The following is an 18,087-nucleotide window of genomic DNA, read 5'->3' on the forward strand; positions in this document are numbered from 1 at the left end:
TGAATATATTATCCTAGAGATTTCTGTATCAATCAAAGCCTAACGGCTGTTCAGCTTCGCATTTCGGCCGTTTTGCTCCGCAAAACCGGCCGTTGGGACGCGCCATATGCAATCGGAAAAGCGCATATGCCAAACTCCATATGTATGTCAAAAACTCCCACGCAAAATAAGTGCAATGGAAGTTCCTTTTTTAACTATTTAATTTCTTTTTCCTATCACCAACAGTGTACAACTTCTGAGCGATAGCCGCCTGTTGGGTTTAAGGTGGATGGAAGGACACTTAAAACAAATTCCTTTCAACCACCTATTTCTGCTTCATCTGAAGAAGAAAATCTCCGATCAATTCATAAAAAGTCACCTCTATCCGGCAAAACCAAATAAATTCGAATTTACTTTCTTCTCTCATACTCCGCAATCAGTAACGGCTGAATCAACGGATAAGTCCATTCATCTGGTAATTCATCCAGCAAGACCACCTTTTCCATTTCACTGTGCAATTCTTCTTCAAACTCTGTTATATCTGCAAAATACAGCATTCCATATGTTTCTTCGCCTGTATCATTTACTCTATTTTTCCCTGTAACAGAATATACGCAAATGGGGGTTATTGAAAACTCAAGTGCCCCAGTTTCTTCTTTCAGCTCTCTCCTGGCTGTATCTTCAATTAACTCTCCAGCTTCTCTATGACCACCTGGTACTTCATAAGTATCTCTATCTCTATGTTTACAAAACACCCATTTACTATTTGATTTGGAAATTATAACAGCAAATTTCAACAAATCATCATCACTGCTTATTATTTCTCTTATAGTTGTAATCTCCTCACTTTTGACAAGGTTGACCTTTTTCGGTTGCTCAAACTGATAGCACTCTTTAATCAATTTGCAGACCGTATCATCTACGCCTGCTTTTTGTTTCCGCCATAAGTACCTCCGTGATATTTTATCTTATTTGCTCTGCACCTACCACCTATCACAATCCCCTGGTCAATTCAAATCTTTCTCATATTAGATTTCTCATCATCAAATGTATTCAAAAATTCCCTGAATAGCATCAGATACGTTAATCATTTCTGAAATTGGCAATCTATCTACTTTCTTGTAACCACGAAGCGACATATCTAACAACGCAAGTTTTTCACATTGTATATAGCCTTCATTTTCTTCTGTATCCATCCATATATGAAGAGGACCCGGAGTAGAATTTTTAATAATTGGACATCCAATTATTTCACCACTAGTATTAAAAAAATCCTTACTAACCACCAATACGGGATGTTTTATTTTTTCAATTTTGAGAATATCTCCTTGATGTAAAAATTCCATTACCATACCTCTCTTCCGGCAGGTTCACCCCAATCATATTCGCCATCAAGCATTAGCTTTCCATCAAACTCAGCGGCTCTCTCTTCCAAAGTTTTATGACGAAATGGTTTCACCAAAGTGATTACACCATTTGATACCGTGACATCCAAAAACTCATTCAATGTGACTCCTGCACTTCTCAACACTTCTTTTGGCAATCTAATTCCTTGACTATTTCCCCATTCTTTTACCTGTGCTTGCATATAGATACCTCCTTATGCTTAGTATATACATAGTATATACTAAATAACAGAAAATATCAATTAAATTCTCTTGATAGCAATAAATGTGCAGATAAATATGTTTGTAACGAAATGCTGATTTCATTCTAATATGCTTCTTTGTAGATGAAGGAAATGCACTTAAAAACGTTTTCTGTATACGCGGGATGGTTCTCCATTGATATCGTTCATCATTTACAAGGAGCAACACTTTCACATTTTCGCCTACATAGGCGGGAGTCATCCCTCATCTGATAGATCTATTTCATAGCCACAAATTTTGCATCTTCTTCATCGAAATAGTCATCCATATTACTGCTAAATCCGCTTGCCTTCCAAGCTTGTTCAAATGTAATATCTTTTATATTACTCAAGAAGACAAATGTGCTGTCTTTAGTTGAATTATTCATTCTACCTGTAATTTCCAATCTATATTGGTATGTATAATCGTCTGTTTTCCAAGTCTCGTCACTCATTTCATAATACCTGACCATAGTAACCAGCTTATCATTTTCAAAATATTCTTCAACGAATTCTGAGTTCGTCACCTCATAAGTCTTGATTACAGATGGTTCTGTTTGAGCGGAAGCAGGTTTCGTCCATTCACCTGTATCAACATTCTTTTGTAACACAAGTTCATATCCACCATCTGCACGACAAAAATAGATTTCTGCATCATTTTCATCCAAGTCTAATTCAAATTCGCTTTTTGCACCAAATGAACTATTAAGTCCTCCAAAAGTTGAAAAAAAAGTAAGGTAATGTGGTTTTACCCCACCACCACCATCCTTAAAACCTCTTATATATCCCATAGACGACATAACCCCGACATCGAAATTCAACTTTTTTCCATCTTCTGATACGGAATATTCAGTTAATACCACATCTGTTCTCCTTCTAAATCCCGCTCCAATAAAAAAGGATAAAACCAGTACACCTATGACTATTATTGTAACAATAACTATCTTCTTTTTCTTCATACGAGGAACCCTCCCGACTTATATTTATCTATTGATTATCGAAGAAATAACCGGTTTCTCTTCTCTATCAAATAGTGGTGTCATCCCACCAGCATTTCCACTTGCGTGAAAGACATAGTTTACACCACAGACTTTTTCCTTATTCATAAACCTTCCTCTCTTTATCAAATTCTTGAATGTGATATAGTGTAATTTTACCCTCTCCACCATTACGGCTGAAAAATAACTTTTCCAGAATATAACCGTGAATTTTAATTATCAATTACGGCTGCAATACACCTTTTGTTATTTGTAACCGTTTGATTCATTTAAATTTACGGCTGTAATCAAATTTTTGTATTCTGAGCCGTTTGATTTGCCTATATTCCACGGCTACAATCAAGATTTCTGTATCTCGAGCCGTTTTGTTCCTTTATTTCTACAGTTACATACCTATTCTTTCATATTATAGCCGTTCCGCGCTGTAAAATCCATCCCATACTAATAAATCTATTCTAATAATAAATCCACTCCTCGCCCGGCGCACCACTTAAAAAGATCCCCTGGACTTTTTTGACGTATGCATGACAAAAAAACTCCCATCACACGATAAGTGAAATGGGAGTTTTTTTATTAACTAATTAATTTCTTTATATCTGTCACCAGCGGTGCATTACTTCTGAGCGATAGCAGCCTGTGCTGCAGCCAGACGTGCGATCGGTACACGGAATGGTGAGCAAGATACATAGTCAAGACCGATCTTGTTGCAGAATTCTACAGAAGACGGATCTCCACCGTGCTCTCCACAGATACCGATGTGAAGCTTCGGATTAACCGGTTTTCCTAAGTTAATAGCCATTTCCATTAACTTACCAACACCATTCTGATCAAGTTTAGCAAACGGATCATTCTCGAAGATCTTAGCATCATAGTATGCGTTCAGGAACTTACCAGCGTCATCACGTGAGAAGCCGAATGTCATCTGTGTCAAGTCGTTTGTACCGAAGCAGAAGAAGTCAGCTTCTTTAGCGATCTCATCAGCTGTAAGAGCAGCTCTTGGGATCTCGATCATAGTACCTACTTCGTATTCAAGGTCGATGCCTGCAGCAGCGATTTCTGCGTCTGCAGTCTCAACAACGAATTTCTTAACGTATTTTAACTCTTTGATCTCGCCAACCAGCGGAATCATGATTTCCGGTTTAACTGCCCAATCCGGATGAGCTTTTTTAACATTGATAGCTGCACGGATAACAGCCTTTGTCTGCATCTTAGCGATTTCCGGATAAGTTACAGCAAGACGGCATCCACGATGTCCCATCATTGGGTTGAATTCATGCAGAGAATCGATAATAGCTTTGATCTGCTCTACAGTCTTACCCTGAGCATCAGCAAGTTTCTTGATATCTTCTTCTTCTGTCGGAACGAATTCATGAAGCGGCGGGTCAAGGAAACGGATAGTAACCGGATTTCCTTCCAGTGCTTCGTAAAGTGCTTCGAAGTCTCCCTGCTGTTCCGGAAGGATTTTCTCAAGTGCAGCTTCTCTTTCTTCTACAGTCTCAGCACAGATCATTTCACGGAATGCATCAATTCTGTTTCCTTCGAAGAACATATGCTCTGTACGGCAAAGTCCGATACCTTCTGCTCCAAGTTCACGAGCTTTCTTAGCATCTGCCGGTGTATCAGCATTTGTACGAACTTTCATTGTTCTGTATTTGTCAGCCCATCCCATGATTCTTCCGAATTCGCCTGCGATCGTAGCATCAACAGTCGGGATGATTCCATCATAGATGTTACCTGTAGATCCATCAAGAGAGATCGGATCTCCTTCATGGAATTCTTTTCCGCCTAATGTGAATTTCTTGTTTTCTTCATCCATTGTGATATCGCCGCATCCGGATACACAGCAGGTTCCCATACCACGAGCTACTACAGCAGCGTGAGATGTCATACCACCACGAACTGTCAGGATACCCTGAGCAGATTTCATACCTGTAATATCTTCCGGTGAAGTTTCAAGACGTACAAGAACAACTTTTTCTCCTCTTGCAGCCCATTCAACAGCGTCATCAGCTGTAAATACGATCTTACCGCAGGCAGCTCCAGGAGAAGCTCCAAGTGCTTTTGCCATTGGTGTAGCAGCCTTAAGTGCTGCAGCATCAAACTGCGGATGAAGCAGTGTATCCAGGTTACGAGGATCGATCATTGCAACTGCCTCTTCTTCTGTTCTCATTCCTTCATCAACAAGATCACATGCGATCTTCAGAGCAGCCTGAGCGGTTCTCTTACCGTTACGTGTCTGAAGCATGTACAGTTTACCATGTTCAACAGTAAACTCCATATCCTGCATATCTCTGTAGTGTGTTTCCAGCGTCTTGCATACTTCTTTGAACTGTTTGAATGCTTCCGGGAATTTCTCTTCCATTTCAGAAATGTGCATTGGTGTACGAACACCGGCAACAACGTCTTCACCCTGAGCATTTGTAAGGAATTCTCCGAACAGTCCGTTATTTCCTGTAGCCGGGTCACGTGTAAATGCAACACCTGTACCACAGTCATCACCCATGTTACCGAATGCCATCATCTGTACGTTAACAGCAGTTCCCCATGAATACGGGATATCGTTATCACGACGATATACGTTAGCTCTCGGGTTGTCCCAAGAACGGAATACGGCTTTGATTGCTCCCATTAACTGTTCCTTCGGATCAGACGGGAAATCAGCACCGATTTTTTCTTTATATTCAGCTTTGAACTGATTAGCAAGTTCTTTCAGATCGTCTGCTGTAAGTTCAACGTCCTGTTTAACGCCTCTTTCAGCTTTCATCTTGTCGATCAGTTCTTCGAAGTATTTCTTACCTACTTCCATAACTACATCTGAATACATCTGGATAAATCTTCTGTAGCAGTCCCAAGCCCAACGAGCATTGCCGGACTTTTCAGCAAGTACAGCGACAACTTCTTCGTTCAGACCAAGGTTCAGGATTGTATCCATCATACCTGGCATAGATGCTCTTGCACCAGAACGAACTGAAACAAGAAGAGGATTCTCTTTGTCACCGAATTTCTTTCCTGTGACTTCTTCCATCTTTGTGATAGCTTCCATGATCTGTGCCATGATTTCATCATTGATCTGTCTTCCGTCTTCATAGTACTGTGTACAAGCTTCTGTTGTGATTGTGAAGCCCTGAGGTACCGGAAGTCCTAAAGCGGTCATTTCAGCAAGGTTGGCACCTTTTCCACCAAGCAGGTTTCTCATGGTAGCGTTACCTTCTGTAAACATGTAAACCCATTTTGTTGCCATTTTACTTTTCCTCCTCGTATTTGATTGAAAAAATAGATGTATATAAAACATGAAAAGCACGACTTTACAAACTGAATAAAGCCGTCGCTCCCCTTATCTTATAACCCCAATCATGCGGTTTTCCGCACTAATATTGTAAAGGTTTTGGTAAAATTCGTCAAGCGTTTTTCCTGATGTTGGAATATTTCTCTCCGGTACTCTGTTATTTTGCAATATTCGCCTGGTTTTCTATTTCTGTTGGTTCCTGCTCTGCATTCGCAATCAGGTATTCTACAAACCGTTTCGCTCCGTCACTGTGAGGTGTATTTACCATCATTCCCACATATACCTCGTCATAAGTCAGGCCAAACGTATCTTTTATAAATCCGGTATTTTCAAAAATCAGACTGCCGGATGTAAATCCATCCTGACCTTCGTAATCCTCATAAATTTCTTTCGTACAGATCATAACATCGACCGACTGCGCTCCGATCAGTGTCGTAAGCGCGATCTTCGAATTGGAATCTTCATTGTTCGCACTGAGATTCGCATTGATCGTAACAACGTCATTTTTTTCCTCGGCTCCCATCCATTCTTTGACATCATTCTGAAGCGCTTCAATCTGATCCGCATCCATATTGGCACCAAGAATTGCAACACTTACGACCTCATTTTTCTGCATTCCCTGATACATTGTAAATCCCAGATAAATGAGGGCAACCACCGCCAGAGCACCGGCAAACCATAGTTTGTAATACGTCCATATGTAATCCAGCTTTTCCATAAAGTTCATGGATTTCAGTTTTTCAATTTCCATCTGTCTTTTTTCTTTCTTCGTCAGATCCGATTCATACTTGTGCTCCATTGGTATTTCTCCTGTTTCTTTTTTCGTTTTTCTATGCCTTCGAAGGAACGTGTAATCCCCTTTTGAAAGTATAACATATTTACTTTGAAATGCATCTCATTCTTGTGTTTTTCATAGACTTTTCACATTTTCATCTTCCGTTTTTCATTGCTTTTCCCCTGCCTTTTCAGTATACTGTATTTAGGATATTTTACGTTAAGAAAAGAGGGTTTCCCAATGAACAGATTATTTAATATCGACAATCCGGTGATGCAGTTTCTGTCAAAAATGTTCGATCTGGTCGTACTGAATCTCATTTTCATTCTGAGCTGTATCCCCATCATCACGATCGGCGCTTCCATCAGCGCACTCTACTATGTCTGCCTGAAGATGCTCCGCGGAGAGGATCCTTACATATGGCAGAATTTCTGGAAATCATTCCGTCAGAATTTCAAACAGAGTACAGCTGTATGGTTGCTTTTTCTTGCAGCTGTTGTAATCCTTGGAATGGATTTCTATATTATTAATTCCCAGGATACTACAATTTTTGCAATTATCCGTGTCGCTCTCTGGATTGTATGCGGAATCCTTGCATGCATATTTATTTATGTGTTCCCGATCATCTCGCATTTCGTATGTACGACCAAACAGGCAATCAAAAATGCTGTGCTGATGACGGTTGGCCATCTTCCATACAGCATTCTGCTTTTCCTGCTTCACGGAATTATTATATTTCTCTGCCAGTATTCAGCAAATACATTTGCCCTTGTGATCGTGCTCAGCGGAGTCTGCGGATTTTCCGTTATTGCTTTTACAGCCTGCATTATTTTTGACCGGATCTTCAAGAAATATGAACCGGAGACTCCTCCCACTCCCGAAAATCCGGATGGATTGATGATGGAATAATAGAATCGAACGCATTCATGATCATAACCATAAAAAAGTCCTTGTCGCACAAAACGCAGCATGGACTTTTCCTTTTCATTATTAAATTACCGCGCTTTTCCAACCTGGCCTACAGCATTTTCTGTACCCTGCAGGGTACCCCGTATGCCACAGCATTTGCCGGAATATCTTTCGTCACAACACTTCCTGCACCAATGGTTGTATTGTCTCCGATCGTTACTCCCGGCAATACGATCACACCGGCGCCAAGCCAGACTCCATTTCCAATGCGGACTGCTCTGTTATACTGCATACCCTGTCGGCGAAGATCGGCGTCAAGCGGATGTTCCGCCGTAGCGATGGTGACATTCGGTCCGATCATCACATCATCTCCAATGATCACATCCGCATCGTCCACAACGGTCAGGTTAAAATTAGCATAAACATTTCTCCCCAGATAACAATTGCAGCCCCAGTTTACACGCAGAGGCGGCTCGATCACGCAGTTTTCTCCGACAGACCCCAGAAGCTCCTTCAGAATTTCTTTTAATCTTTCCCGGTCAGAAGGCCTGGTATGATTGAACTCATACATCAGATCATTCATTTTCCATTGTTTTTCGTACAGAGCCGGATCGGTGCTGTTGTATAATTCTCCGTCTTCAGGAATCTCCGCCACTTTTTTATTATTCTCTAATTCTCCCATCTGTGTTTTTCCTCCTGTTTTCAAGTACGCCTCGGCGTACTTGCTGCGAGGTGCGCGTCATGCTTTGCATGACACAATACATCTGCGCACCTCTGCAATCCGCCGGAGGCTTTATCTTGGAAGGAGATTGGACTCCCACCAAGACATATTTGTCGCAATTCACCACCTATAGAGGTGGGAGTCATATCTTCTTTCAAGATAAAAAGGCGATTTCCCCTGAAGGAAACCGCCTCTATTTTGGAACTGTTTTATTTAACCTTTAATTCCGGACTGCGCAACACCTTCGATGAACTGCTTCTGGAAAATGAAGAACAGTACGATGATCGGGATAACCGCCATAACTGCTCCGGCCATCTGCATCGGATACTTGGTTGTGTACTGTCCCTGCAATGTAGAAAGGGCAGGACCAAGTGTCATCATCTTCGGTGATGTATTTACGATCAACGGCCACATAAAGTCATTCCATGCAAACTTCGCTGTAAAGATTACCAGTGATACAATACCCGGTTTTATGAGCGGAAGCATGATCTTTCCAAAAATCTGGAAACGGTTGCATCCGTCAAGCAACGCTGCCTCTTCCAGTTCCTTCGGCAGAGACATGAAGAACTGTCTCAGGAGGAATGTACCGAACGCACTGAAAAGGTTCGGAATGAACAGAGCTGGAATCGTGTCCAGAAGACCCATCTTCTGGATGATCAGATACTGAGGAATCAGGAAAATCTGTCCCGGAACCATAAGTACTGATAAAATAATGACAAAAATAATGTTTTTGAACGGGAAGTCAATTCTGGCAAATCCATATGCCGCCATGGAACAGAAGGATACCTGTACCACAGTTGTGGCTACCGTTGAAATGATTGTGTTCAGGTACACCCTTGCAAACGGGAGTGCCGAAACGATCTGCGCATATGCATCAGTCAAAAACTGCTTCGGGAAGATCGTCGGCGGAATCTGCATTGCTTCGCCAACGCTCTTAAATGATGTAAGCACCATCCAGATGAACGGGAACACCATAATTCCAACTCCGGCAAGAAGAATCAGATGCACGAAAAAATGTCTTACATTTGCTTTGTTTTTCATCTTTTTTCTCCTTCCTAGTCGTAATTAACCCATTTCTTCTGACCAATCAGCTGGAATACTGTAATCAGCATGATGATTGCGAAGATAAAGATTGAAATAGCTGCTGCATATCCTTTATATCCGTAGTCGAATGCCTTTCGGTAGAACAGCATTACTACCGTCTGGGTAGATTCATACGCCGGATTTGTCTTTCCTACCATCATGTAGATTACATCGAATACCTGGAATCCACTGATAATAGAAGTAATCATAACGAAGAAAATCGTTGGTGACAGCATCGGAATCGTAATCTTGAAGAACTGAGCGAAAGGACCAGCTCCGTCAATTGCCGCCGCTTCATAATAAGATTTTGAAATTCCCTGCATACCTGCCAGAAGAATAATCATATTATATCCGACAGTCATCCACAGACCAACTATCATGATGCAATATAGTGCTGTCTTCGGGTCTGTCAGCCATCCGTGCCCTTCTCCTCCAAGGGCACGAATCGCGCTGTTAAGAATACCCATTTTTTCATTGTAGATCCATTTCCATACCATGGAAACTGCCGCTGCCATTGTTACGGATGGAAGGAAATACAATGTTCTGTAAATGGACGTTCCTTTAATTTTGGAATTCATAAGTGCTGCAATGCAGATTGACAGGAATAATCCAACCGGTACAGTGATGATTACATATTTCAGCGTATTACCGAAGGTTCTCCACACCTCTTTATCCTGGAACATCTCAATATAATTCTGAAGTCCGACAAATGTTGATACATTAAATTTATTTACATCATTAAAACTGAACCACACGTTCTGAATAAAGGGCCAGATATAGAACACCAGAAGTCCAATGGTAACCGGCGCGATAAATACGTACGCCGCAAACCAGTCTTTTTTCTGGCGGCTCGTTGCTTTTTTCTTCGGCACAGTCGTTTTCACTTTACCACCAGTCATATTCTCACCTACTTCATCTACTATTTTGCAAGGAGAGCGTCTGCTTCTTCCTTAAGCTGTGCACAGGCATCTGCCAGAGTCAGTTCTCCGCTGTAAGCCTGTTTCAGGTAGTTTGCTTCCATATCGTAAAGTTCTGCTGCTACAGAGCAAACTGGAAGCGGATAAGCTTCTTCTGAATGATTGGTATATGCTGCAAGGTTGTAAGCTTCATTCGCTTTTGCAAAGTATTCCTGAGCATCAGATCTTGCAGAAATAACTACACCTGTCTCGCCCTGGATCTTCTGAGCTTCAGAGCTTCCAAGCCAGATTGCGAATTCGATAGCTGCATCTTTATTCTTGCTGCCTTCATATACTGCATATCCAAGACCGTTGATACAGTTGTCTTCTACACCGTTGAAGGTCGGGATTTCTACACAGTCGATCTTGTCAGCGATTGCATCGTTGCTTGCATATTCCGGAACCATGTAAGAACCTGCAAAGTTCATAGCAAGCTGATTTCCTTCGAACATAGCATCAGCAGAGGTTTCTGCAAGGGATGCTGCACTCGGAGAGAGCCCTTTGTCGATGAAGTCGATCCAGCACTGGATACCTTCCATTGTCTTCGGATCTGTATATCCTGTTTCTGTCTTATCTTCATTTAAAATGTATCCGCCGTTAGCGTATACGGTCTGATAGTACCATGTCTGGAAGTCAACCGGGCATGCGAATGGATATACACCGTCATCCAGTCCTGCTGCCTGTAATTCTTCTGCCTTAGCAAGCAGATCTTCATAAGTCATATCGTCTGTCGGATATTCCACATTTGCTTTGTCAAAGATTTCTTTGTTATACCATAAAGCATTGGTATCGAAATCTTTCGGTACTGCGTAGTTTACACCATCACGAACGTAGTTATTTACCAGAGCTTCCGGGAAGCTGTCGTTGATATCAGAAGCTGCAACTGCCTCTGTCATATCTGCAAGGATTCCACCTTCTACATAAGAGTCAAGATGCAGTACGTTCAGCCAGAACACATCCGGAGCTTTTCCGCCGGTTGCTGCTGCTTCCAGTTTGGTCCAGTACTCTCCGCCTTTGTATGGTGTAAGCTGAATCTCGATTGTTACATCTTCATGTTCTTTTTCATAAGCTTCTACCATAGCTTCCATAGCCGGTCTCTGATTCTCATCCCAGATACCGAAGGTTAATTCTGTTTTTCCGCCTGAGCTTGCTGATCCGCCTTCTTCTTTGCCGCCGCATCCTGCCAAAAGAGATACGCCCATAACTGCTACCAGTCCTGCTGCTGCCAGTTTTTTGAAATTCTTTTTCATAATTTACACACTCCTTTTCTTCTAGGTTATTGGATTTTATCTTACTGAACCTGGCCGTTCAGAAGACAGTGATTTATATGATGCTTCTCATTCCCCCGAGAAGCCGCATATCTTAATTACGGAACGTATCCAGTTCCACCACTCTTCCGCCATGCAGCCGTGATTCTTCCGCTGCAAGCGCACAATAATGACTTTCCATCGACTGTTCCAGAGATGTCACATACGGGCTTTCTTCCTTTTCTCCGCTAAGTACATCCAGGAATTCTTCGATCATCTTCACATCTCCGCCGCCATGTCCTGAGAAATCATCCGAAAGACTTGCCACATCAATTCTTTCTTCTGTGACATCTGCGTTAAATCTGCGGATTACAATTTCATTATCTTCTATTTCTCCTGCCATATTCACGATCATCTCACCTTCGGTGCCCATGAATTTGGCGTATCTGGCAATTTCTGCTGTAAAGCCGCACATCGTAAAGCTCATCGTCGTTCCGTCTGTCATGTTCAGGTTCACGACCTGATGGTCAACTACATTGTTGTCACAATGATATACACATCTGCCGTAACGTCCTTCCCGGATTGCATCGTACAGCTTCTCTTCTGTCACTCCATCCGGGACCAGCACATCTAGCGGCCAGTTTCTGTTTCCCTTGCGATATCCGGCGGCCTTATTATCCAGATAGATCGCCTCTGCATCGAACGGACATGTTTCTTTCGCTTTGCATCCGTCCATACACCGCATCGCACAACCTTCCGGTGCCTTTTCCTTTTTGAAAAGATAGGTGCTTCCGAACGAACTCAACGAATCACATTTCTTTCCTGCCAACCACAGATATAAATCCATATCGTGGCAACACTTTTGCAGGATCATCGGACTCGTTTCATTGGAATTTGACCAGTTTCCTCTCACAAAGCTGTGTGCCATGTGGTACCATCCTACATTTTCTACAGCCATAATGGATACCACAGCCCCGATTTTTCCGGCATCCAGAAGTTCCTTTACTTTTCTGTAGATCGGTGTGTAACGAAGTACATGGCACACCACAACTTTCCGGTCACATTCCCGTGCTACTCTCACCAGTTCTCTGCACTCATCAAGCTCCGGCGAAATCGGCTTCTCAAGAAGTAAATGGTATCCTTTTCTGAGGGCCGGTATTGCATGTCCTACATGCTGTCTGTCCTGCGTTGCAATAAACATAACATCCGCAAGTTTCTCTTGTTTCAGCATTTCCTCTGCGCTGGAAAAACATTTTTCCTCCGGTATGTCATACTCTTCGGCTGTAAGTCTGACCTTTTCCGGATCCACATCGGCAATTGCGACTATTTTCATCTTTTCCGGGAAAATCTTTGCAGCTTTGGCATATGTATCTCTTCCCCTGCTGCCAAGTCCCGCAATCGCAACCGTGATACATCTTCCCATTATCATTCTCTCCTTTATGTGTAATTACATATTTCTACTATGCAATCTCATAAGTCTGTTTTTCAAAGTCAACCGTGACTGTTGTGCCATCGGCAAATGTGGTTTTCTGAACATTAGCATCCCCGTTTACCAGTTCATGACGTACCATTTCGCATTTGGCCACTTTCTCGTGGAGGTCGCTTACCACTTTGCTTCTTCGGATATCTTCTTCGATTGATCCCTTCACATCAGATTCAAAAGAACCGTCTGTATTCGGATATGCACCTTCACGGATCAGGTACGGTGCCCCGCCGTTCAGGAGTGCATACAACATATAATCTTCATTTTCACTTACTCTGTCCATCATCCACGGTTCAATCACACAGTCATGATAAACCAGATTATAGAGTGGAACCGGAATTCCTTCCTTCGGAGTTCCCGGCGCACGCATCATAAAGTCATACGGTGCGTAATGGCAGAACACCAGACTCGGAACACTCCAGTCACTCACCTCTTCCGAACTCGGAAGGATATTTTTGGACAGCAAGTATTCGAAACAACGGTTTCTGTAATCGTAGCAGTCTTTTCTTGTCATTCTGTGATGCGGATTTGCACATTCATCGCCTTCATTGCAGGTAAATACATCCAGATATGCACAGTCCAGATGAATGTCATGCTCTTCCAGGCTGGTGAAATTTCGTTTCACATAGTAAGGTGCCTGGGTTCCGCAAAGAAATGTCTGCGGTCCGCCCGCCCATCTCTTATGTCCCGGTACCGTGCCGTCTGCAAGCACGCACGCATAATGCTCGTCATAGCTCGGTGCGGTCAGATAATAATCCCTGTACTGGTCATGAATCCCAAACATGTATCCCAGTTCCTGCATTGTGTCGGCTAGGGATTTCATTCCTTCCCAGCCGCCTGCTTCCGCGCATGCCGGCGTGTAATCCGGATGCTGATTATCATACCCCGGTTGAGCCCATCCGTCAAGATGCAGGTAAAGCTTCTCCACACCCAGCTCATGAAGCTCGCGCATCTCCTTCTCACGCTCCGCGAACGTGACAACACGATTATTCTTCTCCGGATCTGCCGGATCGAAGAAATCGGAATTTTCCTGGACAGCCGTCTTGATTCCTTTATGTACAAATGCACATCCAATCAAATCATCTACCGACGGATTCTTTGCCGCCTTTTCAGCCAGCGTCTTAAGCCGTCCCTGTTCTTTCACATAGGTTCTGTACACCTTGCAGAGATCGTTGTAGTCACAGTCATTCAGGAAGCTGTATCTCATGATTCGGCGATACTCCATTTTCCCGAGACTCGGCTCATGCCATGTACCCACATGTGTATACGGTCCACCTGTCGGATGTTCCGCATAATATCCTGCATTCCACGGCGTTACACAAATCGCAATATATCCTGCGCGGTCTTTGACCTGCCCGTACCATGGCATATATCCGCCCGCTGTCCCGAAAAATCCGTCAAATGGGATAGGAGCCATCTCAGTCTCCCAGGTATTCGGTATCAGGAGCCCCTGCTGATGATTCAGAAGCGTATACCACTTCTCGTTCTTTTCATCAAACTCCATCTCACCAGGCCAATAGATCTTCCGAACCGTAAGTCCTTCCTCGTTAAGCGGAACCCATTCGAAGAACACATCACTGCTTGCCGCTTCAACCCATACAATCGTATCGAAGGAATAAGGCACAGTCTGATTCCCAGCTTTAAATCCCTCATAATGGCTCCAGATTCCTTCCCCAACTCCGGATGTAATGACATCGCGGCTGATTGAAAGCGCGTCTTCAAAATTCAGAATTCCCTCTTCGCATTCCAGTCTGGGCTGAAAACCTTCTCTGAATTTCCATGTCACACCATCTCTGGTAAATGTGACATGTCCGCTCTCATTCACTTGAATCTCCAGATTGTTTACATTTACGCTTGTCATATTGTTCCTTTCCTTTGGCAATTATGCCTATATTCATCATTTCTATGAATTTATTATAATTTATTTTGCACAACTCTGCTTACGTGATTGTCTATCCTTATTGTCTTATTGTCCTTAATCTGGTATAATATTGACCAAAGAAATGGATTTTAAAGCTCAGGAGATGGTAAAAATGACTTATATCAAGACAAATCTGCACCGTGAAATCGTCATTGATTCTATCATCACGCTTCATTATTTTGAATATATGAAAGATTTCGTATTTCGCGGAGAGGCACATGACTTTTGGGAGTTTTTATATGTAGATAAGGGGACGGTATCGGTGCGCTCCGATGACCGATGGCTGACACTGAATACAGGAGATGTGATTTTCCACAAGCCGAATGAATTTCACGCGATCAAATCCATAGGGAAAAATGCGCCGAATCTGGTGGCCATTTCCTTTACCAGCCATTCAGAAGGCATGAAATATTTTGAAAATATGAGCTGTACACTGGATAAAAGTGAACGTTATCTGATCTCACAGATCATCACGGAAGCCAAAGACACATTTTCCACACCGATTCACATTCCTTCAGTCGAACAGGTTCTTTTGCGCGAGAAAACCCCTTTTGCTTCGCAGCAGCTGATTCTGCTTTATCTGGAGCTCTTTTTGATCACTGTTCACCGAAACCATCAAAGTATACACGCTCTGGGAGCATCGTCAGAACGGTTGAGACCTACAAAGCATTTCCAGCTGGATACGGTTGCCGCAGAAAGCCTCGAAAATTCCGACGAAAAGGATTCCAGTAAGAATATCCTGTTTCAGCATGTCATACAATATCTGGAATTCCATATATGCGAGTCCCTGTCCGTTCCCCAGATATGCAGTTCCTTCTCCGTCAGCCGCTCCGCCCTTCAGGCGTTGTTCCACGAAAAGCTGGGATGTGGTGTGATCGAACATTTTAATAAGATGAAAATCGACCGTGCAAAAGACATTATCCGCGACGGCAATATGAACCTGACCGAGATTGCCTATTATCTTTCCTACAGTTCTCTGCCGTATTTTTCCAAACAGTTCAAGAAAGAAACCGGAATGTCACCACTGCAGTATTCTAATTCTGTGAAAGGGATTACAGAGGCACTGCGGAAATCGGAAGAATAAAATCGAACCCGGAAGGATTACTCCCTCCGGGCTCTTATGTTTCATCCGATGATCTGATCTCTCTCGATCACGCATTCATGCTTCTTGTCTTTTGTATTATAATTGATTCCCACAAGCAGAATATCACCTGTATAATTCTGAACTGTCTCCGGATACTTCTTCTCCTTAATCTGCGACATCGCTCCCCGTGCTGTCTGATCCCACTTCAGTTCTATCCGATATTGCTATATCTATATTATAGGGATTTTTTGAAACAGTGTAAAGCCTTATTAAATTTTCCTTCGGCTTGGAATGCAGTTCATTATTCTATTTAAAGTCCGCCTTTAAAAATGCCTCATAGCATCTCACAGCTTCATAAATGTCTGCCTTGCTGGTCAGCTCCCACGGTGCATGCATACACATAACAGCAACACCACTGTCAATCACTTCCATTCCATAGACCGCCATCAGATACGCAATCGTTCCGCCTCCACCGACATCAACTCTTCCCATCTCAGAGGTCTGGAAATTGACGTTATTTTCCTCCATGACTCTTCGAAGCTGTGCGATATATTCCGGATTTGAATCATTCGATCCGCTCTTTCCGCCGCTTCCTGTGTATTTGTTGAATACCGGCCCGTGTGCGAAATAAGCACAATTCTTCTTCTCGTAAGCTTCTTCAAACATCGGATCGTAAGCAGCACTTACATCAGAAGAAAGCATCTTCGAGTTGGCAAGTGCACGTCTCAACGTCAATTCATTGTATTCTCCCATCAGTGCAATCAGTTCGGCGACTGTATTTTCAAAGAATCTGGAAGTCGCCCCGCTTGCGCCGACGCTTCCGATTTCCTCCTTATCGATCAGAATGCAGCAGGAAGTTCTTTCAACTTCTTTCTCTGCAAGCATTGCCATCAAGGATGTAAATGCACACACGCGGTCGTCCTGTCCATAGGCCATGATCATGCTGCGATCCAGTCCGCACTCTTTCGCTTTCCCAGCCGGAACGATTTCCAGCTCAGCCGACAGAAAATCTTCCTCTTCGATTCCATAATAATCATGGAAAAGCCGAAGCATTTCTGCTTTTACCGCATCCTTCTCTTCACCTTTTAACGGGCGGTTTCCGATGACCAGATCCATTTTTTCACCGTCAATAAATTTATCTGCATTCTGCTCCATCTGCTTGCGCCCGAGATGTGGCAGAAGATCTGTAATTATAAATCCCGGTTCGTCATCCTTTTCGCCAATCACAATATCCGTCTTCGTTCCGTCCTTGCGGATCACAACTCCATGGATTGCAAGCGGCATCGCAACCCACTGATACTTCTTCACACCGCCATAATAATGGGTATCCAGGTAAGCAACCTCCTGCTCCTCATAAAGCGGATTCTGCTTGATATCAATTCTCGGCGAATCAATATGAGCCCCCAGAATATTCATACCATTCTCAATCGGCTGCGTTCCTGCCTGGAAGAGGATGATTGCCCGTCCCATATAATCCATATAAACTTTATCACCGGCTTTTACCGATTCTTTATTTTTCCGGAGTTCCTTCATGTCCCGGTATCCGGCTTCCTTTGCAAGACGAATTGTCTCTCTGACACATTCTCTCTCCGTCTTTCCCGCATCCAGACATTCCCGGTACTGCTTATTCACCCTCTCCAGCTCCTCCAGATGCTTCTCATCATAAATCTTCCATAAGTTCTCTCTTACCATTTCCATACCTCCTGCTCCAGGAAGACCCCCATCTTCCTATCATCATAAATTCCCACCGATTTCAGTAGGCATACTCATTATAGACCTTATACATTAGCTACGCTTGCATAATTATCCACACATTTTGTCCAAAAATCCGTGGGGACGTTTCTTCTGCCACGATGCTGGGGTCAAAAGGTATTTCCAACTAATTAAATAACTACTATTGATGAAAAACATATGGTATAATCATCTTATCAAATAAAGGTGGTTTGCATATGTCTTTTAAAACAAATGATGTAGAACAGTTATCTCTGTTCGATAGTTTTTTAAACCTCACTGCACGT

General features: G+C 42.9%; 17 protein-coding genes. 2 read left to right on the plus strand and 15 right to left on the minus strand.

What is annotated here, in order from left to right:
* Nucleotides 1-389: 389 nt before the first annotated feature.
* The 7 genes from ACTNBF_RS14805 to ACTNBF_RS14835 all read right to left on the minus strand — a co-directional run bounded on the left by ACTNBF_RS14805 (nt 390) and on the right by ACTNBF_RS14835 (nt 6,689).
* A complete protein-coding gene (locus ACTNBF_RS14805; RefSeq protein ID WP_441089569.1) occupies nt 390-881 on the minus strand; it encodes an NUDIX hydrolase in 492 nt (163 codons plus the stop codon).
* 141 nt (nt 882-1,022) lie between these two features.
* The gene (locus ACTNBF_RS14810; protein WP_427805442.1) at nt 1,023-1,331 is read right to left on the minus strand and encodes a type II toxin-antitoxin system PemK/MazF family toxin; all 309 of its coding nucleotides are present in this window, start codon (nt 1,329-1,331) and stop codon (nt 1,023-1,025) included.
* Nucleotides 1,325-1,567 carry an AbrB/MazE/SpoVT family DNA-binding domain-containing protein gene (locus tag ACTNBF_RS14815; RefSeq protein ID WP_427819092.1) on the minus strand — a complete coding sequence of 81 codons (243 nt, stop codon included), beginning with the start codon at nt 1,565-1,567 and terminating at the stop codon, nt 1,325-1,327. Before ACTNBF_RS14815 ends, ACTNBF_RS14810 begins: the two co-directional genes overlap by 7 nt.
* Before the next feature lie 278 nt (nt 1,568-1,845).
* On the minus strand, nt 1,846-2,565 hold the full coding sequence (locus tag ACTNBF_RS14820; RefSeq protein ID WP_441089570.1) for a hypothetical protein: 720 nt from the start codon (nt 2,563-2,565) through the stop codon (nt 1,846-1,848).
* 24 nt (nt 2,566-2,589) lie between these two features.
* On the minus strand, nt 2,590-2,712 hold the full coding sequence (locus ACTNBF_RS14825; protein WP_441089571.1) for a DUF6440 family protein: 123 nt from the start codon (nt 2,710-2,712) through the stop codon (nt 2,590-2,592).
* Between the two features lie 505 nt (nt 2,713-3,217).
* Nucleotides 3,218-5,845, minus strand: a complete 2,628-nt coding sequence (ppdK, locus tag ACTNBF_RS14830; protein WP_427805436.1) for a pyruvate, phosphate dikinase — start codon at nt 5,843-5,845, stop codon at nt 3,218-3,220.
* A 202-nt stretch (nt 5,846-6,047) separates the two neighbouring features.
* Complete coding sequence (locus ACTNBF_RS14835; RefSeq protein ID WP_441018551.1) at nt 6,048-6,689, minus strand: hypothetical protein; 642 nt, start codon at nt 6,687-6,689, stop codon at nt 6,048-6,050.
* Nucleotides 6,690-6,905: 216 nt separating this feature from the next.
* On the opposite strand from ACTNBF_RS14835, the gene ACTNBF_RS14840 reads away from it, so the two are divergent.
* The gene (locus ACTNBF_RS14840; RefSeq protein ID WP_441089572.1) at nt 6,906-7,574 is read left to right on the plus strand and encodes a YesL family protein; all 669 of its coding nucleotides are present in this window, start codon (nt 6,906-6,908) and stop codon (nt 7,572-7,574) included.
* A 109-nt stretch (nt 7,575-7,683) separates the two neighbouring features.
* Here ACTNBF_RS14840 and ACTNBF_RS14845 read toward each other — a convergent pair whose 3' ends face one another.
* From ACTNBF_RS14845 to ACTNBF_RS14870, 6 genes are all read right to left on the minus strand, one after another.
* Entirely contained in the window at nt 7,684-8,256 is a 573-nt protein-coding gene (locus ACTNBF_RS14845) for a sugar O-acetyltransferase (RefSeq protein ID WP_441089573.1), read from the minus strand.
* 252 nt (nt 8,257-8,508) lie between these two features.
* Nucleotides 8,509-9,336: a carbohydrate ABC transporter permease gene (locus ACTNBF_RS14850; protein WP_441089574.1), complete on the minus strand. Its 828-nt coding sequence runs from the start codon at nt 9,334-9,336 to the stop codon at nt 8,509-8,511.
* Between the two features lie 14 nt (nt 9,337-9,350).
* The gene (locus ACTNBF_RS14855; RefSeq protein ID WP_427805429.1) at nt 9,351-10,277 is read right to left on the minus strand and encodes a carbohydrate ABC transporter permease; all 927 of its coding nucleotides are present in this window, start codon (nt 10,275-10,277) and stop codon (nt 9,351-9,353) included.
* 20 nt (nt 10,278-10,297) lie between these two features.
* Complete coding sequence (locus ACTNBF_RS14860) at nt 10,298-11,584, minus strand: ABC transporter substrate-binding protein (RefSeq protein ID WP_441089575.1); 1,287 nt, start codon at nt 11,582-11,584, stop codon at nt 10,298-10,300.
* A gap of 112 nt (nt 11,585-11,696) precedes the next feature.
* Nucleotides 11,697-13,004: a Gfo/Idh/MocA family protein gene (locus ACTNBF_RS14865; RefSeq protein ID WP_427805425.1), complete on the minus strand. Its 1,308-nt coding sequence runs from the start codon at nt 13,002-13,004 to the stop codon at nt 11,697-11,699.
* Nucleotides 13,005-13,041: 37 nt separating this feature from the next.
* A complete protein-coding gene (locus ACTNBF_RS14870) occupies nt 13,042-14,925 on the minus strand; it encodes a DUF5696 domain-containing protein (RefSeq protein ID WP_441089576.1) in 1,884 nt (627 codons plus the stop codon).
* Nucleotides 14,926-15,097: 172 nt separating this feature from the next.
* On the opposite strand from ACTNBF_RS14870, the gene ACTNBF_RS14875 reads away from it, so the two are divergent.
* Nucleotides 15,098-16,069, plus strand: coding sequence for an AraC family transcriptional regulator (locus ACTNBF_RS14875; protein ID WP_427805423.1), 972 nt, complete (start codon nt 15,098-15,100; stop codon nt 16,067-16,069).
* A 41-nt stretch (nt 16,070-16,110) separates the two neighbouring features.
* Here the strand turns inward: ACTNBF_RS14875 and ACTNBF_RS14880 are convergent, their stop codons facing one another.
* Together ACTNBF_RS14880 and ACTNBF_RS14885 are read right to left on the minus strand one after the other, a co-directional pair.
* The gene (locus ACTNBF_RS14880) at nt 16,111-16,248 is read right to left on the minus strand and encodes a hypothetical protein (protein WP_427819099.1); all 138 of its coding nucleotides are present in this window, start codon (nt 16,246-16,248) and stop codon (nt 16,111-16,113) included.
* A 127-nt stretch (nt 16,249-16,375) separates the two neighbouring features.
* Nucleotides 16,376-17,761: an aminopeptidase gene (locus tag ACTNBF_RS14885; protein ID WP_427805420.1), complete on the minus strand. Its 1,386-nt coding sequence runs from the start codon at nt 17,759-17,761 to the stop codon at nt 16,376-16,378.
* Nucleotides 17,762-18,087: the final 326 nt, after the last annotated feature.

It is taken from the genome of Bariatricus sp. HCP28S3_A4 (genome assembly GCF_052066395.1).
Taxonomy (GTDB): Bacteria; Bacillota; Clostridia; order Lachnospirales; family Lachnospiraceae; genus Allocoprococcus.